Genomic DNA, 22,933 nt, shown 5'->3' with positions numbered 1-22,933 from the left:
CAACGGTTTCAGCTCGGGTTGTCCCCGTGGGTGAGGGTCTCCCAGGCCACGAAGAGGTTGTTGCTGCCGGCCGGACGGTTCCGCTCGGTCAGCGCCTGAGTGTTGGTCATGCCCATGCCAAGCCTGTTGTGCAGCGCGTTGTAGCCGACCTCGGTGACCGGCCCGAGCCCGAGCTTCAGCGACCCTCCGCAGAGCCAGCCGGGCACGGCCGTCCCCAGCTCGTACTTCGCCTGGAACCCCAGTGCCTGCCGCAGCCGTTCGCCCACGTCCGTGCCGTACAGGTCCTGTCCCTGGATCCGGCTCGTCTCGGCGACGTGCGAGATCGCGGAGATGCCGTACCCGGTGTGCGTGAGGTCCCGGCAGGTCTCCTGGGTGAGCCCGGTGACGAAGGTGGACTGCCCCTGCCAGTAACCGACGATCTTTTCCCGGGTGTTGAGGTTCTGACTCGGCACGGTCTTCGGCACCTCGCCGTCGGAGTCGAGGTACACATAGGCCGCGGTACGGGTGCGGAACTTCCCCATGGCCTTGTCGTACGACGCCTTGTCCTCCAGGAAGACGGAGATGCCGACGGCCGCCTCCATCATCGACAGCTCCCAGTTCCCGTTGGAGTTCGAGCCGTTGATGATCTCGGGCAGATAGACGCTGCGGAGCATGGTCGCGAAGCGTCCGGAGTTCGCCCAGCTCCCGCTGTAGGTGTACTTGATGATCTCGGCCGCCCTGGGCCACGAGGAGCCGGCCCAGCCGGTCTGCAGGGGCGCGTTGCTGTTGGTGTGGTCGGTGATCACCCCCGACCAGGCGTCCATGAGCTGGATGGCCTTCCTGGCGTACCGCTCGTCCCGGGTGATGTACCACGCGAGGGCGTCGGTGTAGGCGGCGATCGCGTCCTCGCGCTCGTCGGTGCAGCCGTTGTTGGGGTTCGAGTACGACCCGCACTCGACGACCGCGCGCGGCTTGGGTGTGCGGTTCAGGTCGGCGTACTTGCTCGCCAGCATCTTGTCGAAGGCGCCCTTCCAGGGCTGGGCGCCGGCGTTGACCTTGCCTCGGACGAAGTCCAACTGCCCCTGGGAGACGGTGACCCCGGGGTGGACGAAGGTGGCGGGGGCGGCCTCGGCGGGCACCGCGAGGGCACCGGCGGCAAGGGCCGCGGCGGCGGCGAGGAGAGCGGTTCTGCGCATGCGTGGGGGGCCTTTCGTTCTCGTATATGAACGGAAAGCGCCTTTATGAACAGAGGCGTTGAGCGGAGACCGTAGGTACAGACCAATCGGCCGTCAAGGGTCCGCGCACGCAAAAGGGCCGCACCCCACCAGGGGTACGGCCCTCGACGTCGTACGACTAGCGGACCTCGGTGATCTCCGGTCCACGCTGGAGCTGGCCCATGCCGCCGGAGAAGCGGGAGCCCTCGTCCTGCTGCTGGACGCCCTCGGGGACCATCTGGGCGTCGTTCGGCAGCTTGAGGACGATCGGGTCGCGAGGCGCCATCGGGCCCTCGCCGCGGACCACGACCGTGTCCCGGAAGATCTGCTCCAGGAGACCGGCCGCCTGCGGCTGCACCGCGCCCTGACCCGAGATCACACCGCGCAGGAACCAACGCGGGCCGTCCACACCCACGAACCGCACGACCTGGAAGCCGCCCGTGCCGTCCGGCAGCTGCACCGGCACCTGGGCACGCAGCTCCCAGCCCAGCGGACCCTCGACCTCGTCGATGATGCCGCCCTGCTGGGTGATCCCGGAGCCGATCTCCTCGCGCACCTCGCCCCAGATGCCCTCGCGCTTGGGAGCGGCGAAGGCCTGCAGCTGGATGGCGCTGTCGCGCAGCACGACGGTCGCCGCGACGATCGCGTCGCCCGCGACCTCGACCCGCAGCTCCATGCCGTCGACACCCGGCACGAACAGACCGCCCAGGTCCACCCGGCCCTCGGCGGGGTCGCGGACCTCGGTGTCGTCCCAGGGCCCGTCGGGGCGCGGCTCCGGCTCCAGCCGTACGCGCTCGCGCTCTACGTCGTCCGCCTCAGTGTCGACACTGTCGACGACCTGCTCGGCCTCGCCGGCCGCGTCCTCGGCGGCACCCTTCTTCTTGCGACGTCCGAACACGTCACTGTCCTTCCCGGTCGGATACGACCGAAGCGTATCGATTCCCACCCGTATGACCGCCCACGGCGGCCGCATCGTCTGTATCGCCCCCGTCGCCCACGGCGGCGTGACCGCCGGTGGACCCGAAGCCCCCCTCGGCCCGCGCCGATTCGGGAAGCTCCGCCACCTCCTGGAAGCGGACCCTCTCGACCTGCTGGACGACGAGTTGGGCAATCCGGTCGAAGCGCTCGAACCGCACCGACTCGTGCGGGTCGAGATTCACCACGATCACCTTGATCTCCCCACGGTACCCGGCATCAACCGTCCCCGGGGCATTCACGAGAGCGACACCGCAGCGGGCGGCGAGACCGGATCGGGGGTGCACGAAGGCCGCGTACCCCTCCGGCAGCGCCACAGACACCCCCGTGGGCAGCACGGCCCGCTCCCCCGGCTTGAGTTCACGGCTCTCGGTCGTCCGCAGATCGGCCCCCGCGTCACCGGGGTGCGCGTACGACGGAAGCGGTACGTCGGGGTCGACGCGCCGGATCAGCACGTTCAGGGGATCACGGCTCACGGGTTCACCTCGAAGGCACGGGCACGCCGGACCTGGTCCGGGTCGTCCATGGCGGCCCGGATCTCCTCCAGGCGGCCGTTGTCGATGAAGTGGTCCACCTTGACCTCGATGAACAGGGCGTCCGCGCGGACCGCGACGGGCCCCTCGGGGCCGCCGATCCGGCCGGTGGCGGTCGAATAGATCTTCCGCCCGGCCACCGCGGTCACCTCGGCCTCCAGGTGCAGCACCGTGCCGACCGGCACCGGACGCACGAAGTCGCTCTCCAGGCGTCCGGTCACCGCGATCGTGCGCAGCAGCCAGTTGAGCGAGCCCAGGGTCTCGTCGAGAGCGGTCGCGAGCACACCGCCGTGGGCGAGTCCGGGAGCACCCTGATGGGCGGGGCGCACGGTGAACTCGGCGGTGACCGAGACCCCCTCGCCGGCCCGCGTCTCCAGGTGCAGCCCGTGCGGCTGCTCGCCGCCACAGCCGAAGCACTGGCCGTAGTGCGCACCGAGCAGCTCACCGGGCGCGGGAGCGTCCGGGTGACGCACGGGTTGCGTCGCGTCGGCGGGAGGCTTGAGAGCCGGGGAAGTACCACTCACAGGCGCAGACCTTACCCGCGCGTCGGCCCCATCAGGACACCGTGCCAAGCTTGGATTCATGCAGCCCTCCGCCGCCCCGTACGACGAACGCCTCACCGCCCCCCGCTCCTGGTGGCTGATCTCCTTCCTGGTCGGGGTCTCCTTCGCCCTGATCCTGCTCCCCTTCGGGACGCTTCCGCTGCTCGGCGGCCTGGTCGGCGGCACTGCCGTGGCGGCGGTCTGCGCCAGCTCCTACGGCTCGATGCGCATCCGCGTCGTCGGGGACTCCCTGATCGCCGGCGAGGCGAAGATCCCGGTGTCGGCGCTGGGCGAGGCGGAGATCCTGGACCCGGAGGAGGCCCGCGCCTGGCGGACCTACAAGGCCGACACCCGCGCCTTCCTGCTGCTGCGCTCCTACATCCCCACCGCGCTGAAGGTGGAGGTCACGGACCCGGCCGACCCGACGCCGTACCTGTATCTGTCGACGAGGGAGCCGGAGCGGCTGGCCGAGGCGCTGAAGTCGGCCCGCACGGCCGCCGCCTAGAACGTTCGTGCAGGACTTCACCCGGCGGTGAGACCTGAAGTCTCACGGAAGTCTTACCCCTCCAGTTCCAGCGGGTCCGCCGGAGTCTCCAGGGCGGGGAGCTCGGGCAGCGCGTCCCACGGGACCTGGGTCTTCCGCAGGTCCTTGCGGATGCGCTCGGCGAGCTTCCGGGTGTCGCGGCGGTTCATGACCGCCCCCACGGCCGCGCCCACCATGAACGGCATCAGGTTCGGCAGGTCGCGAATGGTCCGCTTCATGATCTGCTGGCGCAGCTGTTGCTTCATGTGGCTGTTGACGGCCGAGTTGAACGTCGACGGCTTCTTCACGTCGATCCCGCGCTCACCCGACCAGGAGTCCAGATAGGCGGTGCTGCGCTGCTTCAGGTTGCCGGGCGGCCGTACGCCGTAGACCTCGTGGAGTTCGGCGATCAGCTTCAGCTCGATCGCGGCCACGCCGGTGATCTCGGCGGCCAGTTCGGTCGGCATCGCCGGCGGCACGGGAAGCATCGCCGCCGCGCCGATCCCGGCTCCGACCGTGGCCGTGGCGCTCGCGGCTCCCGTGACGAGCTTGTCCGCGAGTTCCTCGGGTCCGAGACCGGGGAACTGACGGCGGAGGGTCGCGAGGTCCCGTACGGGGATACGCGGGGCGTTCTCGATGATCCGGTCGGTGACGTACGCCAGGCCCGCCCTGGCCCGGCTGCCGCCCTTGCGGACCCCTTCCCGGGCCCTGTCCCGGATCGCCGCCACCCGTCGTTTCGCGACGGGCGCGGGCGTCCTGGTCCTGTCGGCCTGCACCGGGAGGTCAACCCGGCCGGCCGCGGGTTCGAGCGAGGCTCCCGGATCGAAAGAGCCCCGCTCGTCGTCACGCGCGCGGTGGGGGCCGTCGGACGGCCCCTGGTCCGCTCCCCATCGGGGAGAGCGGCGCTTCCAAGGAGGGGTCGAGCCAGTCATGCCCGACCCGCCCTCAGTCGCAGTCGCGGCAGATCGGCTGGCCGTTCTTCTCCCGGGCCAGCTGGCTGCGGTGGTGCACCAGGAAGCAGCTCATGCAGGTGAACTCGTCCTGCTGCTTGGGAAGCACCCTTACGGCCAGCTCTTCGTTCGAGAGGTCCGCTCCGGGCAGCTCCAGGCCTTCGGCGGCCTCGAACTCGTCGACGTCCACTGCGGAAGTCGACTTGTCGTTCCTACGCGCCTTGAGCTCTTCAAGGCTGTCCGAGTCGACGTCGTCGTCGGTCTTGCGTGGGGTGTCGTAATCCGTTGCCATGTCGCTCTCCCCCTCTGGGTGTCTGCGGTGTCTCCAGCGCACGTAACGCGTGAGAGGCCGGACTTGTGCCCGACCCGAGGCGGAGATTTTGCCTCACATCAAGGTCTGTTACTCAATCGACACCCAACCGGACTCCTCTTGAGTGATCGGGTTGGATGGCGATCGGGACCGTACACGGTCCGAATCCCGCACTTCAAAGGCGTCTCACCGTGTACTTCCCGTGATCAGGACCCCTGAAAACCGGATGTTCCCGGCTTTCCGACAGGGTGCATGATCACGGAGAGTAGATGGCCGGAAATTCTCCCTTGTGATCGATCACACATGGGGCGGTCCTCCTGGTGCCCAGAAAATTCCGCGCAAAGCGAACATCCCTGTGTGTTGATCTCAGTGCGGGGGCCATGGTCTCAGACGGGAAGGGCGACTCGCATCACGAGCCCACCCCCTTCACGCGGCTGAGCGGTGATGTGCCCGCCGTGCGCCCGCGCCACGGACCGCACGATGGACAGACCGAGACCGACACCCTTGTCGCTGCCCGTGCGGTCGGCGCCGCGCAGTCGCTTGAAGGGCTCGAAGAGATTGTCGACCTCGTACGCCGGCACCACGGGGCCCGTGTTGGACACCGTGAGCACCGCGTGGCCGTGCTGGATCTCCGTGGTCACCTCGACCCAGCCGCCCTCGGGCACGTTGTAGCGCACGGCATTCTGCACCAGGTTCAGGGCGATCCGCTCCAGCAGGACGCCGTTGCCCTGGACAACCGCCGTCTTCTGCTCGCCGCGGATCGCCACGCCCTTGGCCTCCGCCTCGCCGTGCACCTGGTCGACCGCCTGCTCGGCGACCTCGGCGAGGTCCACGGGCTTGCGCTCGACGATCTGGTTGTCGCTGCGGGCGAGCAGCAGCAGGCCCTCCACGAGCTGTTCACTGCGCTCGTTGGTGGCCAGCAGCGTCTTGCCCAGCTGTTGCAGCTCCACGGGTGCCCCCGGATCCGACAGATGCACCTCCAGGAGCGTGCGGTTGATCGCCAGCGGCGTCCGCAGCTCGTGCGAGGCGTTGCCGACGAAGCGCTGCTGGGCCGTGAAGGCGCGCTCCAGGCGTTCCAGCATGTCGTCGAAGGTGTCGGCCAGTTCCTTGATCTCGTCGTCCGGGCCGTCCAGCTCGATACGGCGGGAGAGGTCCGAGCCGGCCACCGCGCGGGCGGTGCGCAGGATCCGGCCCAGCGGCGACAGGACGCGGCCCGCCATCGCGTAGCCGAAGGCGAAGGCGATGATCGCGAGGCCGAGCAGGGCCAGCAGGGAACGGCTCAGGAGGTCGTCGAGGGCGTGCTGGCGCTGGGCGTTGACGCAGGCGTTGATGGCCTTGTTCATGACGTCGGCCCGCCCTGCCGACGGCAGGTTGTTGCAGATGTCGCTGGTGACATTGCCCGAGGTGATCTCGAAGGGCAGTTTGCTGCCGACGTTCAGTGCCTGGGCGGCGACCAGGTAGATGATCGACAGCAGCAGGATGCCGGCGATCAGGAACATGCCGCCGTAGAGCAGGGTCAGCCTTATGCGGATGGTCGGGCGCAGCCAGGGCAGCTGCGGCGCCGGCCTCCGGGGGTCCCAGGTGGGCTTCGGAGGGGCCTGGGGAGGAGCGGGAGTCGAGGCCACGGGTTATCAGATCCGGTATCCCGAGCCGGGGACGGTGACGATCACCGGGGGTTCGCCCAGCTTGCGGCGCAAGGTCATCACGGTCACCCGCACGACGTTGGTGAACGGGTCGGTGTTCTCGTCCCAGGCCTTCTCCAGGAGCTGCTCCGCGGAGACGACGGCGCCCTCGGAGCGCATCAGCACCTCCAGGACGGCGAACTCCTTCGGCGCCAGCTGGACCTCCTTGCCGTCACGGAAGACCTCGCGGCGGTTGGGGTCGAGCTTGATCCCGGCGCGCTCCAGGACCGGCGGCAGCGGCACGCTGGTGCGCCGGCCGAGGGCACGCACGCGTGCCGTCAGCTCGCTGAAGGCGAAGGGCTTCGGCAGGTAGTCGTCGGCGCCGATCTCCAGGCCCTCGACACGGTCGCTGACGTCGCCGGACGCCGTGAGCATCAGCACGCGGGTGGGCATGCCGAGTTCGACGATCTTGCGGCAGACGTCGTCGCCGTGGACGAGGGGGAGGTCGCGGTCGAGGACGACCACGTCGTAGTCGTTGACGCCGATGCGCTCCAGGGCGGCCGCACCGTCGTACACGACGTCGACGGCCATGGCCTCCCGGCGCAGTCCGGTGGCCACCGCATCGGCGAGCAGCTGCTCGTCCTCGACGACGAGTACGCGCACGTCGCTTGTCCTTCCTGTGTCCACCCGCGTAGCGCGTTTCGGGCACGCGCGGGCAGGGGTCCGGGTCAGTGTTGGCTTCCATCCTGCCCTTTTCGGCCATAAGTCGGCTGTAAGGCGGGTGAGCGGCAGCTGAAAGACAGGTGTGAGAGCGGGAATGCGGGATTTTCTCGCGTGGTTGAGGTTTCCGTCGAAGGGAGCGGGGGGAGGACGGCTTTACACCCCGCGATCACGCTCTGCATGTGCCGTACCACCATGCGGCACTACGTGCTCCCGTTTGTCCAGAGCGGGCGTGGGTGTCCGGCACCGTCGCCGCCCGGCAGGGCAGCGCTGGGCACCCGCAGGAGACGTGATCGCCCCTTCCGATCGGCACACCCCCGTGCCACCGACCCACGACCCAGGACGAGGGGGCGCAGCATGGACGCATTCACCGCAGGACTTCTGCAGCGCATAAGGGCGACCGAGACCGACCTGACGCGGGCTCGTGACGAGGGCGACGACTTCCTCGTCGAGGTGGAGCAGGGCGAGCTCGACGACCTGCGCCGCCTCGCCGCCGAGCACGGTGTGGAGGTCAGCGCCGGCGTCTGATCGACTTCGCGGCACGACAGCGGGCCCCCGGCGAATCCAGCGCCGGGGGCCCGCTGCGTCGGCGCACGGGCCTGTTCACCTCGTGTTCGCCGGGAGTCGGCCCGTCAGTCGTGCCAGGCGCCGAAGTCCTCCAGGAGCTGCTGGAGGGGCTCGAAGACCCCTGGGGTGCCGGCGACGGTGAGGCCGGGGTTCGGGCGCTCTCCGGGGCGGCCGCCGGTCAGGACGCCCGCTTCCCGGGCGATGAGGTCGCCCGCCCCGTAGTCCCAGGCGTTCAGTCCTCGCTCGTAGTAGCCGTCCAGGCGGCCCGCGGCCAGGTCGCACAGGTCGACCGCCGCCGATCCGCCGCGGCGGATGTCACGCAGGAGGGGGATCAGCCTCCGGGCCACGTCGGCCTGGTGGGTGCGGACCTCGGTGACGTAGTTGAAGCCGGTGGACACCAGGGCCTGTTCCAGGGGCGGCGCCGGGCGGCAGGTCAGCGCGCGCTCGCCCTCCCAGGCACCCGTGGCCCAGGCGCCCGCGCCGCGGACCGCGTGGTACGTCTCCCCGCGCATCGGCACCGCGACGACCCCGACGACGGTCTCGCCGTCCTGCTCGGCGGCGATGGAGACGGACCAGGTCGGCAGCCCGTAAAGGTAGTTGACCGTGCCGTCGAGCGGGTCGATGACCCAGCGGACGCCACTGGTGCCCTCGGTGGAGGCGCCCTCCTCGCCGAGGAAGCCGTCGTCCGGGCGCTGCTCGGAGATCAGGTCCGTGATGAGTTTCTCCGCCGCGATGTCCATCTCGGTCACCACGTCGATGGGACTGGACTTGGTCCTGGCGACGGCGAGGTCGGCCGGGCGGCCGTCCCGCAGCAGGGTGCCGGCGCGACGAGCGGCCTCCTGGGCCGGCCGAAGCAGTTCCGCGTGCAGGGGGTCGGTCACGGGGCTCCTCACGCGTACGGGCTGTCGACGCCCGCGGCGGCGGGCTTGGGGGCTCGGGCGGGGCAGCAGCCGACCGGGCAGACGTTGTGGTCGGCCCCGAGCGCGCCGAGGGCGCAGGGCGTGACCTCCTGTCCGCGCTCGACGGCGGCCCGCTCCAGGACCAGGTCGCGGACGGCGGCGGCGAAACGGGGGTCGTCGCCGACGGTCGCCGAGCGTCGCATCGGCAGGCCGAGTTCCTCCGCCTTGGCCTTCGCCTCGGTGTCGAGGTCGTAGAGGACCTCCATGTGGTCGGAGACGAAACCGACGGGCGCGATCACCACGGCCGGGACGCCGGACTCGTGGCGCTCCTCCAGGTGGTCGCAGATGTCGGGCTCCAGCCACGGGATGTGCGGGGCTCCGGACCGCGACTGGTACACGAGCTGCCAGGGGTGCTCGACACCGGTGCGCTCACGGACGGCGTCGGCGATCAGTCGCGCGACCTCCAGGTGCTGCGCGACGTACGCCCCGCCCTCGCCGTGGCCCTCGACGGGACCCGAGGTGTCCGCGGAGGCGGTCGGGATCGAGTGGGTCGAGAAGGCGATGTGGGCGCCGTCGCGGACGTCCTCGGGGAGCTCGGCGAGGGACTCGACCACCCCGTCGACCATGGGCTCCAGGAAGCCGGGGTGGTTGAAGTAGTGCCGCAGCTTGTCGACCTTGGGGAGCTCCAGGCCCTCGGCCTCCAGGGCCGCCAGCGAGTCGGCGAGGTTCTCGCGGTACTGGCGGCAGCCCGAGTAGGAGGCGTAGGCGCTGGTGGCGAGGACCAGGATGCGGCGGTGGCCGTCGGCGACCATCTCGCGCAGGGTGTCGGTGAGGTAGGGCGCCCAGTTGCGGTTGCCCCAGTAGATCGGCAGGTCCAGGCCGTGGTCCGCGAAGTCCTTGCGGAGGGCGTCCAGCAGGGCACGGTTCTGGTCGTTGATGGGGCTGACCCCGCCGAACAGGAAGTAGTGCTGTCCGACTTCCTTCAGGCGTTCCTTGGGGATGCCGCGCCCGCGCGTCACGTTCTCCAGGAACGGGACCACGTCGTCCGGGCCCTCGGGGCCTCCGAACGAGAGCAGGAGCAGGGCGTCGTAGGGGGTGGCGTCGAGCGCGTCTCGCATGGGTCGATCCTGTCATCCGGTACTGACAGCCGGGAAACGGCGGGGTGACCACCCGGGTTCCCGACCGTTCGAACGGGTGCGTCGGGGTCACCTCACCCGTAAGCTGTATCAGGCGTATTCGCGCCTTACCGCTGCACGAGCCGCTGCTCGCCGGCCGACCGGAGACCCCTGTGCCCAGCCCCTACCGCGCCCTGTTCGCCGCCCCCGGCTCCAAGGGCTTCGCCGCCGCGGGCTTCGTGGGCCGGATGCCGCTGTCCATGATGGGCATCGGCGTGGTCACGATGATCTCCCAGCTCACCGGCCGGTACGGGCTGGCGGGCTCGCTGTCGGCCACCATCGCGCTGGCCGCCGCGGCGATCGGACCGCAGGTCTCCCGGCTGGTGGACCTGCACGGCCAGCGGCGGGTGCTGCGCCCGGCGACGCTGGTCGCGCTGGTGGCCTCCGCCGGGATGCTGCTGGCCGCGCACTTCGGCTGGCCGGACTGGGTGCTGTTCGTGTGCGCCGTGGGCATCGGCTCGGTGCCGAGCCTCGGCGCGATGATCCGCGCCCGGTGGGCGGCCCTGTACCGCGGCACGCCTCAGTTGCACACCGCCTACTCCTTCGAGTCGGTGGTCGACGAGGTCTGCTTCATCTTCGGGCCGATCATCTCCATCGGGCTGTCCACGGTCTGGTTCCCGGAGGCGGGTCCGCTGCTCGCCGCCTGCTTCCTGGCGGTCGGTGTCTTCTGGCTGACCGCGCAGCGGGCCACCGAGCCGGCCCCGCACCCGCGTGAGCACGACGGTGGCCGCACGGCACTGCGCGCACCGGGTCTGCAGGTCCTGGTGCTCACCTTCGTGGCCACGGGGGCGATCTTCGGGGCGGTGGACGTGGTCACCGTGGCCTTCGCCGACGAGCAGGGCCACAAGGGGGCCGCGAGCCTGGTGCTCGCCCTCTATGCGGCGGGCTCCTGCGTCGCAGGCCTCGTCTTCGGGCTTTTGCACTTCGGGGGGCGGCCCGAACCTCGCTGGCTGCTGGGCATATGCGCCATGGCCGTGAGTATGATCCCCCTCCTACTGGTCGGAAACTTGCCGTTTCTGGCCGTGGCGCTGTTCGTAGCGGGTCTGTCCATCGCTCCCACGATGATCACGACGATGTCCCTGATCGAGCAGCACGTACCACGCGCACAGCTGACCGAGGGAATGACCTGGATCAGTACCGGGCTCGCGGTCGGGGTCGCGCTCGGCTCCTCCGCGGCCGGCTGGGTGATCGACGCGGCCGGTGCGCGCGCCGGGTACGGGGTTCCGGCGGTGTCCGGGGCCGTCGCGGTCGCGGTCGGTTTCCTGGGGTACCGCCGGCTCAAGAGGCCGGCTCCACGTCGGGGAGGCAGCGTTGAGCACGGCAGCGAGCGCGAAGAACGGCACGTGGCGTAACTGGGGCGGCAATGTTTCCGCGCGTCCCGCGCGGGAGGTCACGCCCGCCTCGGTCGACGAGCTGACGGCTGCCGTGCGGAAGGCGGCCGAGGACGGTCTGAAGGTGAAGGCCGTCGGCACCGGCCACTCCTTCACGTCGATCGCCGCGACCGACGGTGTGTTGATCCGTCCTCAACTGTTGACCGGCATACGCAACATCGACCGGGACGCCATGACGGTCACGGTGGAGGCCGGCACCCCGCTCAAGCGACTCAACATGGCTCTGGCGCGCGAGGGACTGTCGCTCACCAACATGGGCGACATCATGGAGCAGACGGTCTCCGGGGCCACCAGCACCGGAACCCACGGCACGGGCCGCGAGTCGGGGTCGATAGCCGCCCAGATCAGGGGCCTTGAGCTGGTCACTGCCGACGGTTCGGTGCTCAGCTGCTCGGAGAAGGAGAACCCGGAGGTCTTCGCGGCCGCGCGGATCGGCCTGGGGGCACTGGGCATCGTCACCGCGATCACGTTCGCCGTCGAGCCGATCTTCCTGCTGACGGCCCGCGAGGAGCCGATGAGCTTCGACAGGGTCGCCCGCGACTTCGACGAACTCTGGGCCGAGAACGAGCACTTCGAGTTCTACTGGTTCCCGCACACCGGCAGCACCAACACCAAGCGCAACAACCGCAGCGCGGGCCCCGAGAAGCCGGTGCCGCAGCTCCAGGGCTGGTTCGAGGACGAGTTCCTCTCCAACGGGGTCTTCCAGGTGGCGCAGTGGGTGGGCCGCGCGGCGCCGGGCACGATCCCCTCGATCGCCCGGATCTCCAGCAAGGCACTGTCCGCGCGGACGTACACGGACATCCCGTACAAGGTCTTCACATCGCCGCGCCGGGTGCGCTTCGTGGAGATGGAGTACGCCGTCCCGCGCGAGGCCGTGATCGAGACGCTGCGCGAGCTGAAGACGATGGTCGACCGCTCGGGTCTCCGGGTCAGCTTCCCCGTGGAGGTGCGCACCGCGCCCTCCGACGACATCACGCTGTCCACCGCCTCGGGCCGCGACAGTGCGTACATCGCCGTCCACATGGTCAGGGGGACGCCGTACCAGGCGTACTTCACGGCCGCGGAGCGGATCTTCACGGCGCACGAGGGACGCCCGCACTGGGGGAAGATCCACACGCGCGACGCCGAGTACTTCGCCGGGGTCTACCCGCGCTTCGGCGAGTTCACCGCGCTCCGGGACCGCCTCGATCCCGAGCGGCTGTTCCAGAACGACTACGTGCGACGGGTGCTGGGGGCGTAACGCGACGTTCGACGGACGTACGCGCGAAGCCAATAGTTCCGTTTCTGGTGATTCCGTGAAGTGCACCACGTCCAAGATCGCGAAAACCGCTCAACGAACGGCCGGACGGCGTTTCTTGAACGAAGTTGAGTGGCGCGCCAATCCACGCACGTGGCCCAAATGGAGTACTGTTGCGAGCCCTGGGTCCGGTCTCCCGCCAGGGCGTCCGTGGCCTTCAAGGGCGGCCGGGAGGGGGCTAGTTGCACAGGGTGACGGAGTTGGTCACTTAGCGTTGCGAATAAGTAACCGTGCCATAACGGCGATCCAGGGCCCGTGCCCGACACGCCGGGCAACTCGGCAAGGTTGTGGCAGGCTGCACCCGGGCAGGCCACACTCGACTAGCGGAAGCAGCGACGCACGTGACGTCGGCAGGCACCACCCGGGAGGTCCCCATGCCCGAACTGCGTGTCGTGGCCGTCTCCAATGACGGCACACGGCTGGTGCTGAAGGCTGCCGACTCAACGGAGTACACGCTTCCGATCGACGAGCGGCTGCGCGCAGCGGTGCGCGGCGACCGTCCCCGCCTCGGTCAGATCGAGATCGAGGTCGAAAGCCATCTCCGTCCCCGCGACATCCAGGCGCGTATACGCGCGGGTGCCACCGCGGAAGAGGTAGCCCAGCTCGCAGGTATCCCCGTAGACCGTGTACGGCGCTTCGAGGGCCCCGTGCTCGCCGAGCGCGCCTTCATGGCCGAACGAGCCCGCAAGACCCCGGTGCGCAGGCCCGGCGAGAACGCCGGACCGCAGCTCGGCGAGGCCGTGCAGGAGCGGCTGTTGCTGCGCGGCGCCGAGAAGGACACCGTCCAGTGGGACTCCTGGCGCCGTGACGACGGCACCTGGGAGGTGCTGCTGGTCTACTGCGTCGCGGGCGAACCGCACTCGGCGAGCTGGACCTACGACCCGCCCCGGCGGCTCGTGCAGGCCGTCGACGAGGAGGCCCGCTCGCTGATCGGCGAGTCCGAGGACCTCGGGTCGCCGGAGCCCAGCTTCCCGTTCGTGCCGCGTATCGCGCGGCTGCCGCGCGACCGTCCGCTGGACCGCGCCCTGGACCGACCGAGCCTGCCCCCGGCCGAGCCCGGCGAGGAGACCGTCGCCGAACGGGACTCGCTGACCAGCCTGTTGGAGGCCGTACCGAGCTTCCGGGGCGACATGGTCGTACCGGAGCGGCCGTCCGAGACGGCGAGCATCGAGGAACCTCCCGCCCTCGAGGAGGAGCCCGAGGCGGAGGAGCCGCCGGCTCCCGCGGCCTCGGCCGGTTCCGCCTACGCGGATGTCCTCATGCCGCGTTCGGTGGCCAGCCACCGCGACCGCCTCATCGGCGCGACCGACCGCCAGGCCGAGGCGGACGGCGTCCGCCCGGGCCGCAGGGCGGCGGTCCCGAGCTGGGACGAGATCGTGTTCGGGACGCGGCGCAAGAAGCAGGAGTAGTCCGTTGAGCGCAGAAGGGCCCGCCTCTGTCCGAGGCGGGCCCTTCTGCCGTGCGCCTACTGCGGATCCGGGCCCACCGCGACCGGGCGCTCGGGGTCGGAGGACCACTCCGACCAGGAACCGACATACAGCGCGGCCGGGATGCCCGCCACCGCCAGCGCCAGGACCTCGTGGGCGCCCGAGACGCCGGAGCCGCAGTAGACACCGACCTCGGCGTCCTCGGTGGCGCCCAGGGCCTTGAAGCGGGCGTGCAGCTCCTCCGCGGGCAGGAACCGGCCGTCCGGGCCGACGTTGTCCGTGGTGGGCGCGGAGCGGGCGCCCGGGATGTGGCCGCCGACGCGGTCGATCGGCTCCACCTCACCGCGATACCGCTCCCCCGCCCGCGCGTCCAGGAGAACCCCCGCACGGGCCAGCGCCGCGGCCGCGTCGGCGTCGAGCAGACCGGCCGTCGCGGGCACCGGCTCGAAGTCGCCCTCGGCGAGGGCGGGACCCGGCACGGAGGACTGCAGCGGCCCCTGCCAGGACGTCAACCCGCCGTCGAGAACCCTCACGTCCGGGTGACCCGTCCAGCGCAGCAGCCACCACGCGCGGGCGGCCGCCCAGCCCTGTCCGCCGTCGTACACGACCACCGGCCGCCGGGCGGAGACACCCGCCCTGCGCATCGCGGCACCGAACTCCGCGAGGTCGGGCAACGGGTGCCTGCCGGCGGAGCCGGCCCGGCCGGCCAACTCCCGGTCCAGGTCGACGTAGACGGCTCCCGGGAGGTGCCCGGCCGCGTACTCGGCGCGGCCGTCGAAGGGCGGCTCACCGGCCGCCTTGGCCACGCTCAGCTGCCAGCGGACGTCGAGCAGGACGGGCGGGTTCGGGCCCGCCAGGTCACTCGCGAGTTCGGATGCGGAGATGATGGCGTTCATGCCCACCATCCTTGCGCACGGGGTGGCCGCGTCGTCCATGTCCGGCTACTGTGCTCCGCCGGACAGGCCCGATCACCAGGCGTACGGGAACGGGCACATGCTGTACTGCCGATCGACATCCGCCGGCCATCGCGTGGCAACGCTCAGGCAGCCGTGCGGCAGGCACTCTCCCGGCACGGGAGGCCGTGCGGCGGCGCGCCCGGAGCGCGCGGCACCGCGGGCGGTGCGAGCATCGGCACGGAGGTCCGGACAGCGGACACGACACGGCCAACGCGAGAGGCCGAGGAGAGAGTGACGATGACCGAGGCAAGGGGGTCGGCCGCCCCGCCCTCTCGGCACACGCCCGGTGCACCCTGCTGGGTGAGTCTGATGGTGCACGGGATGGCCGCGACCCAGGAGTTCTACGGATCGCTGTTCGGCTGGGAGTTCGTGCCGGGGCCGCAGCAGCTCGGTCCGTACGTCCGCGCGCTGCTCGACGGACAGGAGGTCGCCGGGATCGGCCAGCTGCCGCCCGACCGCCATCTGCCGATCGCCTGGACGCCCTACCTCGCCTCGGACGACATCGACCTGACGGCCGAGACGGTACGGCTGTGCGGCGGCACGGTGGGGGTGGGGCCGCTGGACGCCGGGGACGCCGGGCGGCTGGTGATCGGCTCGGATCCGTCCGGCGCCGTCTTCGGCGTGTGGCAGGCGGCCGCCCACCTCGGCACCTCCGTCGCGGGCGTACCGGGCACTCCCGCCTGGCACGAGCTGCTCACCTTCGAGACGGTGAGCGTCATCAAGTTCTACGAGACGGTGTTCGGCTGCGAGGGGGAACGGGTGGTCTCCGCCGACTTCGACTACATCACCCTCCACGTCGGCGGCCGCCCGGTGGCCGGTCTCCACGGCGTCGGCCACGACCTCCCCCGCGACCGGGGGCCGCACTGGATGACGTACTTCGAGGTCGCCGACGCCGACGCTGCGACCCGCCTCCTGGTGGACCTCGGCGGCCACGTCCTGCGCCCGCCGCACGACAGCCCGCACGGCAGGGTGGCGACGGTGGCGGATCCGGAGGGGGCCCGGTTCTCGTTGATCGAGAATCCGCACTGAGGCGCGTCTTTCGCGCCTTTCGCGTCTTTAGCGTGAGACCAGGGCGTCGGCGCGCGGTCGTCGATTCCGCCTAGAAGCGCGCCTCGGCCGACGGGACGGGCAGGACGTCCGGGGACAGCGCGGCCGCTCGGGCCGTACCCGCGGTCATGCGGCGGCGGTGGTGCCGGCGGCACAGGACCTCGTAGCCGATGTCGTCGGCCTGGTTGACGTCGCCGACGACCACCTGGGCGCCCTCGACGACCATCTCGCCGCCCACCGTGCGGGCGTTGTGCGTGGCCCGGGCGCCGCACCAGCACAGGGCCTCGACCTGGAGGACCTCGACCCGGTCGGCCAGCTCCACCAGGCGCTGGGAGCCGGGGAACAGCTTGGAGCGGAAGTCGGTGGTGATGCCGAAGGCGTACACGTCGAGGTCCAGGTCGTCGACGACGCGGGCGAGTTGGTCGATCTGCTCCGGCGCGAGGAACTGCGCCTCGTCCGCGATCACGTAGTCCGCGCGGCCGCCCCGGGAGAGGTGGTCGACGAGGTACGCGTACAGGTCCTGGCCGTCCTCGACCTCGACCGCGTCCGTGACCAGGCCGAGCCGCGAGGAGAGCTTGCCCTCGCCGGCCCGGTCGTCCCGGGTGAAGATGATGCCCGTCAGGCCACGCGCCGAACGGTTGTGCTCGATCTGGAGAGCCAGCGTGGACTTCCCGCAGTCCATCGTTCCGGAGAAGAACACCAGCTCGGGCATGGGAGGTCGAGCGCCTTTCGGTTCGTGCGGGCAGGGGGCCGGGTGGGCTTCAGGAGCGTACTTCGAGCAGCGGGACGAGTTGCTCGGCGGGGGTCATCGAACCGTGGTTGCCGACCATCGCCGACTCCTTCGGCTCCCGCTCGGAGGCGATGAGCAGCACGTCGTCGCGGGCGGCGGCGATCACGTCGCCGAGGCGGTCGTAGACCCGCTCGTCGAACTGGTCCGGCGGCCCGAACCAGCCGGCCGCGATGGCCTCGTCCCGGGATGCGACCCAGAACTGCTCACCGAGCACCTCGCGCCAGCAGGTCAGGACGTCCCCCGCGGCGCCCGGCACCGCGTAGACATGGCGGGCGCGGCCCTCGCCGCCCAACAGGGCGACCCCGGCGCGCAGTTCCCAGTCCTCGTCGAAGTCGATGCGGTGCTGCTCGTCGAACGGGATGTCGATCATGCCGTGGTCGGCGGTGACGTACAGCGCGCTGCGCGACGGCAGTTGCTCGGCGAGGCGCTGGACCAGACGGTCGACGTACATCAGTTGGCCGCGCCAGGTGTCGGAGTCGACGCCGAAGCGGTGGCCGGCGCCGTCGACCTCGGCGTAGTACGTGTAGACCAACGAGCGGTCACCGGCGGCCAGTTGCTCGGCCGCGAGATCCACCCGCTCCTCGCCGGACAGCCGTCCGTGGAACGTCCCGCCGCTGAGCGCGACCTTGGTCAGCGGGGTGTTCTGGAAGGTGGGCGAGGAGACCTGGGCCGCGTGCACCCCGGCCTGGTGGGCGAGTTGGAAGACGGTGGGGTACGGCTGCCAGGCCCCCGGCTTGGTCCACGGCTGCCAGCGCAGCTGGTTCATCAGCTCGCCGGTGGCCGGATTGCGCACGGTGTAGCCGGGCAGGCCGTGCGCGCCGGGCGGGCGGCCGGTGCCGACGGAGGCGAGGGAGGTCGCGGTGGTCGCCGGGTACCCGGCGGTCAGGGGGCGGCCGGTGCCGCCGCGCGAGCCGGCCAGCAGGGAGGTCATGAAGGGCGCCTCGTCCGGGTGCGCCTTCAGCTGCTCCCAGCCCAGGCCGTCGATCAGGAACACGCAGTTCCGGTCGGCGGGCGTGAGCTCCTGGATCGTGGCGGTCATGTCCGGTACGGCCATGCCGGCGGCGAGGGTGGGCAGCAGGTCGGCGAGGGAGCCGGTGCCGTACTCGGGGACGGGCGCGGTGTCGAGGGCGAGGGGTTCGGGGTGATCCCAGGCTGCGGGCTGTGCCATCAGCGGGTGACGTCCGCGGTCGCCTCGGAGATGGCCTGTGCGAAGGCGAGGGCCTGGCGCACGGTGTCCGGGCCGTCCCCCGCCTCGCTGACGCGCAGGCTGAGGTCGTCCGCCGTGGAGTTGCCGGTGTAGCCGTGGTCCGCCTCGCAGTTGGGGTCGCCGCAGGCGGCGGGCTCCAGGTCGATGCGGGAGACGGCGCCCCAGCCGATGGTCAGCACGACCTCGCGGGGCAGGGTGCCGGGCTGGTACTGCTCGGGGTTCGCGACGACCCTGCTGACCACGACCGACGAGATCCGGCCGAGCTTCACGGACTCCGTCGACGTGGTGGCGTACGGCGTCGGGGACGTGGTGTCCGCGTTCTGCTCGTCGGTGTGGCTCACGATGAAGCGGTTGCCGGTGAGGACGAGCACGGTGACGTGCCGCCGCACCTCGTTCTGGTCGAACGTCGTCTCCTGATGGACCAGGTACGACCGGATGGGCTCGCCGCCCACAGCGGCCTCCACCGCCTCGGCCACGAGGGCCGGGTAGTAGCCGCTGCGCTCGATCGCCGCACGCAGCCCCTGGGTCGTCGTACTGGTCTTGGCCATGACGTCCATCCTACGGTGGACCACTGACTGCGAGGCACCGCTCGCGGCCGCTCAGTACGCGGGAAGCGTGCGCGGGCCGAGGTCGTCGCGGGCGGGCGGCGGCGCGAGCCGTACGGAGGCGCCGAGGACGCTCAGGCCGCGCTGGGCGACGACGACCGGCTCCAGGGTGACCGCGACGACCTCGGGATGGTCGTCGACCAGCCGGGACACCCGCAGCAGGAGTTCCTCCAGGGCCGGTGTGTCGACCGGGGTGGAACCGCGCCAGCCGAAGAGGAGCGGTGCCGTCCGGATCGAGCGGACGAGGCTCGTCGCCTCCCGGTCGGTGACCGGAATCAGCCGGTGCGCGGTGTCGCCGAGCAGCTGTGAGGCGGCCCCGGCCAGTCCGAAGGACAGCACGGCACCGGCGGCGGGGTCGATGACGGCCCGGATTACGGTGTCCACCCCGCGCGGGGCCATCCGCTGCACCACGGGCCGCAGTTCGTCGGGGGTGCCGAACAGCTCGGTCAGCTCGGTGTACGCCCGCCGCAGCTGCTCCTCGTCCGCGAGATCCAGGCGTACGCCGCCGAGGTCGGCGCGGTGGCGCAGGTGCGGGGCGGTGGCCTTGAGGGCGACCGGGTAGCCGAGGGTCGCGGCGGCCCGGACCGCGGCGTCGGCGGTGGCGGCGGGCAGGGCGCGGTGGACCTCGATGCCGTACGTGCCGAGCAGCTCGCAGGTCTCCTCGGCGCCCAGGGTCAGGCCCTGCCCGCGCGTGAGCAGTCCGTCGATCAGGGCGGCGGCGCCCTTCTCGTCGATGTTCTCGTACTCGGGCACCCTGCCCGGCTCGGCGGCCTCCCGGCGCCACTGGGCGTACTGGACGACGTCGGCCAGGGCGCGCACCGCGCGCTCGGCGGCGGGGTAGGCGGGGATGAGGCGGTCGTCGCCGGGGGCGGGCGGTTCGGCGGGGGCCGGCGTGGCGCGCAGCCGGTCCAGGGCGCGGAACGGGTGGTCGGCACGGATCTTCGGCGGTCCCGCGGCGGCCTGGGGCGCGGTGCTGGCCGCCGCCGACAGAGCCTCCGCGAGCCCGCCGAGCTCGACATGGACCACGAGGACGGGCTTGCCGGGAACCTGCTTCGCCGCGGAACTGAGCGCCTCGGCGAGGGCGGCGTCGCCGACGGTTCCCTCGCCGACCGCCGGGATGGCCGTCACGATCACCGCGTCGTAGGAGTCGTCGGCGAGCGCCCGCGCGAGGGCCGCGTGGAAGTCCTCCGGCGCGGCCGACGTGGTCAGGTCCAGCGGGGTCGACGGCCGCAGCCCCTCGGCGACGCACGCGTCGTAGGTGAGCAGACCGAGCGACTCGGAGTTGCCGAGGATCGCGACCTTGGGACCGGTGGGCAGCGGCTGGCGGGCGAGCAGCAGGCCGGTGTCCACGAGTTCGGTGATGGTGTCCACGCGGATGACTCCGGCCTGCCGGAGCAGTGCGGACACCGTGGCGTGCGGCAGGCGCGTGGCGCGGACGGCGTGGCCCTGCGGGGTGGTGCCCGAGCCCTGCACGACGACCAGCGGTTTCGCGGCGGCCGTGCGCCGGGCGAGGCGGGTGAACTTGCGGGGGTTGCCGATGGACTCCAGATACATGAGGACGACGTCGGTGTCCGGGTCGTCGTACCAGTACTGCAGGACGTCGTTGCCGGAGACGTCCGCGCGGTTGCCGGAGGAGACGAAGGTGGAGACGCCGGTCACGCCGGTGACGCCGCCGCCGCGCCGGTGCAGCCGGGAGAGCAGGGCGATGCCGATGGCGCCGGACTGGGCGAACAGGCCGATCCTGCCGGGGCGGGGGGTCTCGGGGGCCAGGGAGGCGTTGAGCCGGACGTCGGGGTTGGTGTTGATGATGCCGAAGGCGTTCGGGCCGATGATCCGCATGCCGTACGCGCGCGCGTGCCGCACGAGTTCGCGCTGGCGCTCGCGTCCTTCGGGGCCGCTCTCGGCGTACCCGGCGGAGAGCACGACGAGTCCCTGCACTCCGTGGGCCCCGCACTCGGCGACGACCTCGGGGACCTGCTCGGCCGGCACGGCGACGACCGCGAGGTCGACGGGGCCGTCGATGTCGCGCACCGAGCGGTGCGCCGGGATCCCGTCGAGCTCCTTCTGCTCCTCGGGGAACGCCTTGTTCACGGCGTACAGACGGCCGCCGAAGCCGTAGTCCCTGATGTTGCCGAGCACGCTGCGGCCCACCCCGCCCGGGGTGCGGCCCACTCCTACGACGGCGACGGAGCCGGGGGTGAGCAGCCGCTGCACGGACCGCGACTCGGCACGCTGCTCGCGCGCGTACTGCACGGCGAGCGAGCGGTCGGTGGGCTCCAGGTCGAACTCCAGGCGTACGACGCCGTCCTCGAAGCTGCGCTTCTGGGTGTACCCGGCGTCGGTGAACACCTTGATCATCTTGACGTTGGCGGGCAGCACCTCGGCGGCGAAGCGCCTGATGCCGCGCTCGCGGGCGACGGCCCCGATGTGTTCGAGGAGGGCAGAGGCCACGCCGCGCCCCTGGTGGGCGTCCTGCACGAGGAAGGCGACCTCGGCCTCGTCGGCGGGGGCGGAGGCGGGCATGCCGTCGGCGCCGATGCGGTCGTAGCGTACGGTGGCGATGAACTCGCCTCCGACCGTGGCGGCGAGTCCCACCCGGTCCACAAAGTCGTGGTGCGTGAAGCGGTGGACGTCCTTGGCGGACAGTCGTGGGTAGGGCGCGAAGAAGCGGTAGTACTTCGACTCGTCCGACACCTGCTCGTAGAAGCTGACCAGGCGATCGGCGTCGTCGACGGTGATGGGCCTGATGCGCGCGGTGCCGCCGTCGCGCAGCACCACGTCGGCCTCCCAGTGGGCGGGGTACTCGTGCCGGTCCGACGCGCTCTGCATGGGCCCCAGAGTACGGCTCGCGTACGACAACGGCGCGAGGCAGTCTGTGGAGAACGCGCAAGAGGGCACAAGGACGGAAGTCGGGCCGAGGCCGCGGTCCGACCACTCACCCCGGACGGGACTTCGGGTCCTGTCCGGAGACGCTTCACGTGTGGGAAACTGGTCTAGACAACCCTGAACACCGAAGGGCAGCATCACATGGCTGAGCGCCGCGTCAACGTCGGCTGGGCCGAGGGCCTCCACGCCCGCCCCGCTTCCATCTTCGTCCGGGCCGCCACGGCCGCAGGTATCCCGGTGACGATCGCCAAGGCCGACGGCAACCCCGTCAACGCGGCCTCCATGCTGGCCGTGCTCGGCCTGGGCGCACAGGGCGGCGAGGAGATCGTCCTCGCCTCCGACGCCGAGGGCGCGGACGTGGCCCTCGACCGGCTCGCGAAGCTGGTCGCCGAGGGGCTCGAGGAGCTTCCCGAGACCGTCTGAGAACGGGTGCCCTGAAAAGCACCGGAGGGCTCGTCCGAATTATCGGGCGGGCCCTTCGCTTTTCCCTTTGAATGGGCAGCAGAAATACCGCCCCGCGAATTACTCCTCTTTGTATACGGCGCCCGTGTTAATGCCGCACACCCGTCACGTTTACAGGATGTTGCGAGGTCCTCACACGGTCCGCGCGGTCCGGCCCGGCGACGAATCGGAGCCGGTGCACCGCGCCCGAGCGTTCGGTGTGCAGCGCCGTGATCGCCCGCGCGCGCTCTCCGTCGCCGCGGGCCACCGCGTCCACGATCGCGCCGTGCTCCGCCCAGGACTCCACGGGGTCGGCCGGCGCGTCCACCGCGTACATCCAGGCGATCTTGTGCCGCAGCTGGGTCAGCATCGAGGTCAGGGCGGGGCTGCCGGCGGCCTGCGCGAGCGTCTCGTGGAACCAGCCCCCCAACGAGCGCAGATCGTCGCTGTTGCCCCGCCTGGCCCGCTCCTGGCCCAGCCGGACCAGGCCGCGCAGCACCTTCAGATGGGCCTCGGTGCGCCGCTGGGCGGCCCGGGAGGCACCGAGCGGTTCCAGGAGCATGCGCATCTCCAGGAGGTCGGCGCCCTCCTGCTCGGTCGGTTCGGCCACGCACGCGCCCGCGTGCCGCCGCGTCACCACGAAGCCCTCGGCCTCCAGCGTCCGCAGGGCCTCGCGGACGGGGACGCGGGAGACGCCGTAGCGGCGGGCGAGGAGTTCCTCGGTGAGCCGGCTGCCGCGCTCGTAGACACCGGCGACGATGTCGTCCCGGATCGCCGTGCATACCGAGTGCGCCGGAATACGCATGTCCGACCTCCGTCTTAATCCCCGTGAAACGTCGCCGATTGACGTGTGTTCAGTGACTCTATTGCAATGAGC

General features: G+C 71.1%; 23 protein-coding genes. 7 read left to right on the top strand and 16 right to left on the bottom strand.

Annotation, left to right across the window (positions count from 1 at the left end; genetic code table 11):
* Window positions 1-8 precede the first annotated feature (8 nt).
* The 4 genes from IOD14_RS10300 to IOD14_RS10285 all read right to left on the bottom strand — a co-directional run bounded on the left by IOD14_RS10300 (window position 9) and on the right by IOD14_RS10285 (window position 3,225).
* Window positions 9-1,175: an alginate lyase family protein gene (locus IOD14_RS10300; RefSeq protein WP_123992087.1), complete on the bottom strand. Its 1,167-nt coding sequence runs from the start codon at window positions 1,173-1,175 to the stop codon at window positions 9-11.
* 157 nt (window positions 1,176-1,332) lie between these two features.
* Window positions 1,333-2,091, bottom strand: a complete 759-nt coding sequence (locus IOD14_RS10295) for a DUF3710 domain-containing protein (protein ID WP_123992086.1) — start codon at window positions 2,089-2,091, stop codon at window positions 1,333-1,335.
* Between the two features lies 1 nt (window position 2,092).
* Window positions 2,093-2,644, bottom strand: a complete 552-nt coding sequence (gene dut, locus IOD14_RS10290; RefSeq protein WP_212670093.1) for a dUTP diphosphatase — start codon at window positions 2,642-2,644, stop codon at window positions 2,093-2,095.
* Window positions 2,641-3,225: a PaaI family thioesterase gene (locus IOD14_RS10285; RefSeq protein ID WP_212670092.1), complete on the bottom strand. Its 585-nt coding sequence runs from the start codon at window positions 3,223-3,225 to the stop codon at window positions 2,641-2,643. The genes dut and IOD14_RS10285 overlap by 4 nt, the downstream gene beginning before the upstream one ends.
* A 58-nt stretch (window positions 3,226-3,283) precedes the next feature.
* Here IOD14_RS10285 and IOD14_RS10280 point away from each other — a divergent pair, with 58 nt between their 5' ends.
* The gene (locus IOD14_RS10280; RefSeq protein WP_123992083.1) at window positions 3,284-3,748 is read left to right on the top strand and encodes a DUF3093 domain-containing protein; all 465 of its coding nucleotides are present in this window, start codon (window positions 3,284-3,286) and stop codon (window positions 3,746-3,748) included.
* A 53-nt stretch (window positions 3,749-3,801) separates the two neighbouring features.
* Here the strand turns inward: IOD14_RS10280 and IOD14_RS10275 are convergent, their stop codons facing one another.
* The 4 genes from IOD14_RS10275 to IOD14_RS10260 all read right to left on the bottom strand — a co-directional run bounded on the left by IOD14_RS10275 (window position 3,802) and on the right by IOD14_RS10260 (window position 7,311).
* A complete protein-coding gene (locus IOD14_RS10275) occupies window positions 3,802-4,698 on the bottom strand; it encodes a hypothetical protein (protein ID WP_123992082.1) in 897 nt (298 codons plus the stop codon).
* A 13-nt stretch (window positions 4,699-4,711) separates the two neighbouring features.
* Window positions 4,712-5,008 carry a DUF4193 domain-containing protein gene (locus IOD14_RS10270; RefSeq protein ID WP_005481602.1) on the bottom strand — a complete coding sequence of 99 codons (297 nt, stop codon included), beginning with the start codon at window positions 5,006-5,008 and terminating at the stop codon, window positions 4,712-4,714.
* 404 nt (window positions 5,009-5,412) lie between these two features.
* Window positions 5,413-6,651, bottom strand: a complete 1,239-nt coding sequence (locus IOD14_RS10265) for a HAMP domain-containing sensor histidine kinase (protein WP_123992081.1) — start codon at window positions 6,649-6,651, stop codon at window positions 5,413-5,415.
* A gap of 6 nt (window positions 6,652-6,657) precedes the next feature.
* Window positions 6,658-7,311 carry a response regulator transcription factor gene (locus IOD14_RS10260; protein ID WP_007385219.1) on the bottom strand — a complete coding sequence of 218 codons (654 nt, stop codon included), beginning with the start codon at window positions 7,309-7,311 and terminating at the stop codon, window positions 6,658-6,660.
* A 414-nt stretch (window positions 7,312-7,725) separates the two neighbouring features.
* On the opposite strand from IOD14_RS10260, the gene IOD14_RS10255 reads away from it, so the two are divergent.
* Window positions 7,726-7,896, top strand: coding sequence for a hypothetical protein (locus IOD14_RS10255; protein ID WP_174269254.1), 171 nt, complete (start codon window positions 7,726-7,728; stop codon window positions 7,894-7,896).
* A gap of 104 nt (window positions 7,897-8,000) precedes the next feature.
* Here IOD14_RS10255 and IOD14_RS10250 read toward each other — a convergent pair whose 3' ends face one another.
* Window positions 8,001-8,816, bottom strand: coding sequence for an inositol monophosphatase family protein (locus IOD14_RS10250; RefSeq protein ID WP_212670091.1), 816 nt, complete (start codon window positions 8,814-8,816; stop codon window positions 8,001-8,003).
* A gap of 8 nt (window positions 8,817-8,824) precedes the next feature.
* On the bottom strand, window positions 8,825-9,952 hold the full coding sequence (locus IOD14_RS10245) for a ferrochelatase (RefSeq protein ID WP_123992079.1): 1,128 nt from the start codon (window positions 9,950-9,952) through the stop codon (window positions 8,825-8,827).
* Window positions 9,953-10,122: 170 nt separating this feature from the next.
* Here IOD14_RS10245 and IOD14_RS10240 point away from each other — a divergent pair, with 170 nt between their 5' ends.
* The 3 genes from IOD14_RS10240 (at window position 10,123) to sepH (ending at window position 14,106) form a co-directional block, all read left to right on the top strand.
* On the top strand, window positions 10,123-11,361 hold the full coding sequence (locus tag IOD14_RS10240; RefSeq protein WP_123992078.1) for an MFS transporter: 1,239 nt from the start codon (window positions 10,123-10,125) through the stop codon (window positions 11,359-11,361).
* The gene (locus IOD14_RS10235) at window positions 11,321-12,640 is read left to right on the top strand and encodes a D-arabinono-1,4-lactone oxidase (RefSeq protein WP_212670090.1); all 1,320 of its coding nucleotides are present in this window, start codon (window positions 11,321-11,323) and stop codon (window positions 12,638-12,640) included. The genes IOD14_RS10240 and IOD14_RS10235 overlap by 41 nt, the downstream gene beginning before the upstream one ends.
* A 431-nt stretch (window positions 12,641-13,071) precedes the next feature.
* Window positions 13,072-14,106: a septation protein SepH gene (gene sepH / locus IOD14_RS10230; RefSeq protein WP_123992076.1), complete on the top strand. Its 1,035-nt coding sequence runs from the start codon at window positions 13,072-13,074 to the stop codon at window positions 14,104-14,106.
* Between the two features lie 56 nt (window positions 14,107-14,162).
* Here sepH and IOD14_RS10225 read toward each other — a convergent pair whose 3' ends face one another.
* A complete protein-coding gene (locus IOD14_RS10225; RefSeq protein ID WP_123992075.1) occupies window positions 14,163-15,020 on the bottom strand; it encodes a sulfurtransferase in 858 nt (285 codons plus the stop codon).
* A 297-nt stretch (window positions 15,021-15,317) separates the two neighbouring features.
* On the opposite strand from IOD14_RS10225, the gene IOD14_RS10220 reads away from it, so the two are divergent.
* Complete coding sequence (locus IOD14_RS10220; RefSeq protein ID WP_174269253.1) at window positions 15,318-16,109, top strand: VOC family protein; 792 nt, start codon at window positions 15,318-15,320, stop codon at window positions 16,107-16,109.
* Between the two features lie 70 nt (window positions 16,110-16,179).
* Here the strand turns inward: IOD14_RS10220 and IOD14_RS10215 are convergent, their stop codons facing one another.
* The 4 genes from IOD14_RS10215 to IOD14_RS10200 are packed head-to-tail and all read right to left on the bottom strand — an operon-like array spanning window position 16,180 to window position 21,558.
* Window positions 16,180-16,839, bottom strand: a complete 660-nt coding sequence (locus IOD14_RS10215) for a thymidine kinase (protein ID WP_212670089.1) — start codon at window positions 16,837-16,839, stop codon at window positions 16,180-16,182.
* Between the two features lie 49 nt (window positions 16,840-16,888).
* Window positions 16,889-18,085, bottom strand: a complete 1,197-nt coding sequence (locus tag IOD14_RS10210; RefSeq protein WP_123992072.1) for a nucleotide pyrophosphatase/phosphodiesterase family protein — start codon at window positions 18,083-18,085, stop codon at window positions 16,889-16,891.
* A complete protein-coding gene (locus IOD14_RS10205) occupies window positions 18,085-18,681 on the bottom strand; it encodes a DUF5998 family protein (RefSeq protein ID WP_123992071.1) in 597 nt (198 codons plus the stop codon). Before IOD14_RS10205 ends, IOD14_RS10210 begins: the two co-directional genes overlap by 1 nt.
* 42 nt (window positions 18,682-18,723) lie before the next feature.
* The gene (locus IOD14_RS10200; protein ID WP_123992070.1) at window positions 18,724-21,558 is read right to left on the bottom strand and encodes a bifunctional GNAT family N-acetyltransferase/acetate--CoA ligase family protein; all 2,835 of its coding nucleotides are present in this window, start codon (window positions 21,556-21,558) and stop codon (window positions 18,724-18,726) included.
* 198 nt (window positions 21,559-21,756) lie between these two features.
* Here IOD14_RS10200 and IOD14_RS10195 point away from each other — a divergent pair, with 198 nt between their 5' ends.
* Window positions 21,757-22,038 carry an HPr family phosphocarrier protein gene (locus tag IOD14_RS10195; protein ID WP_069767459.1) on the top strand — a complete coding sequence of 94 codons (282 nt, stop codon included), beginning with the start codon at window positions 21,757-21,759 and terminating at the stop codon, window positions 22,036-22,038.
* A gap of 127 nt (window positions 22,039-22,165) precedes the next feature.
* On the opposite strand, the gene IOD14_RS10190 is transcribed toward IOD14_RS10195, so the two are convergent.
* On the bottom strand, window positions 22,166-22,861 hold the full coding sequence (locus IOD14_RS10190) for a GntR family transcriptional regulator (RefSeq protein ID WP_123992069.1): 696 nt from the start codon (window positions 22,859-22,861) through the stop codon (window positions 22,166-22,168).
* Between the last annotated feature and the right edge of the window lie 72 nt (window positions 22,862-22,933).

Origin of the sequence: Streptomyces sp. A2-16 (assembly GCF_018128905.1) — a bacterium.
Lineage (GTDB): Bacteria > Actinomycetota > Actinomycetes > Streptomycetales > Streptomycetaceae > Streptomyces.
This window is presented reverse-complemented; position numbering and strand designations above follow the sequence as displayed.

Excerpts from the sequence above, each read along its gene's own strand:
- IOD14_RS10300 (WP_123992087.1), bottom strand. The coding sequence starts at position 1,175 with ATGCGCAGAACCGCTCTCCTCGCCGCCGCCGCGGCCCTTGCCGCCGGT.
- IOD14_RS10280 (WP_123992083.1), top strand. The coding sequence starts at position 3,284 with ATGCAGCCCTCCGCCGCCCCGTACGACGAACGCCTCACCGCCCCCCGC.
- IOD14_RS10275 (WP_123992082.1), bottom strand. The coding sequence starts at position 4,698 with ATGACTGGCTCGACCCCTCCTTGGAAGCGCCGCTCTCCCCGATGGGGA.
- IOD14_RS10270 (WP_005481602.1), bottom strand. The coding sequence starts at position 5,008 with ATGGCAACGGATTACGACACCCCACGCAAGACCGACGACGACGTCGAC.
- IOD14_RS10255 (WP_174269254.1), top strand. The coding sequence starts at position 7,726 with ATGGACGCATTCACCGCAGGACTTCTGCAGCGCATAAGGGCGACCGAG.
- IOD14_RS10245 (WP_123992079.1), bottom strand. The coding sequence starts at position 9,952 with ATGCGAGACGCGCTCGACGCCACCCCCTACGACGCCCTGCTCCTGCTC.
- sepH (WP_123992076.1), top strand. The coding sequence starts at position 13,072 with ATGCCCGAACTGCGTGTCGTGGCCGTCTCCAATGACGGCACACGGCTG.
- IOD14_RS10225 (WP_123992075.1), bottom strand. The coding sequence starts at position 15,020 with ATGAACGCCATCATCTCCGCATCCGAACTCGCGAGTGACCTGGCGGGC.
- IOD14_RS10220 (WP_174269253.1), top strand. The coding sequence starts at position 15,318 with ATGACCGAGGCAAGGGGGTCGGCCGCCCCGCCCTCTCGGCACACGCCC.
- IOD14_RS10215 (WP_212670089.1), bottom strand. The coding sequence starts at position 16,839 with ATGCCCGAGCTGGTGTTCTTCTCCGGAACGATGGACTGCGGGAAGTCC.
- IOD14_RS10210 (WP_123992072.1), bottom strand. The coding sequence starts at position 18,085 with ATGGCACAGCCCGCAGCCTGGGATCACCCCGAACCCCTCGCCCTCGAC.
- IOD14_RS10205 (WP_123992071.1), bottom strand. The coding sequence starts at position 18,681 with ATGGACGTCATGGCCAAGACCAGTACGACGACCCAGGGGCTGCGTGCG.
- IOD14_RS10200 (WP_123992070.1), bottom strand. The coding sequence starts at position 21,558 with ATGCAGAGCGCGTCGGACCGGCACGAGTACCCCGCCCACTGGGAGGCC.
- IOD14_RS10195 (WP_069767459.1), top strand. The coding sequence starts at position 21,757 with ATGGCTGAGCGCCGCGTCAACGTCGGCTGGGCCGAGGGCCTCCACGCC.
- IOD14_RS10190 (WP_123992069.1), bottom strand. The coding sequence starts at position 22,861 with ATGCGTATTCCGGCGCACTCGGTATGCACGGCGATCCGGGACGACATC.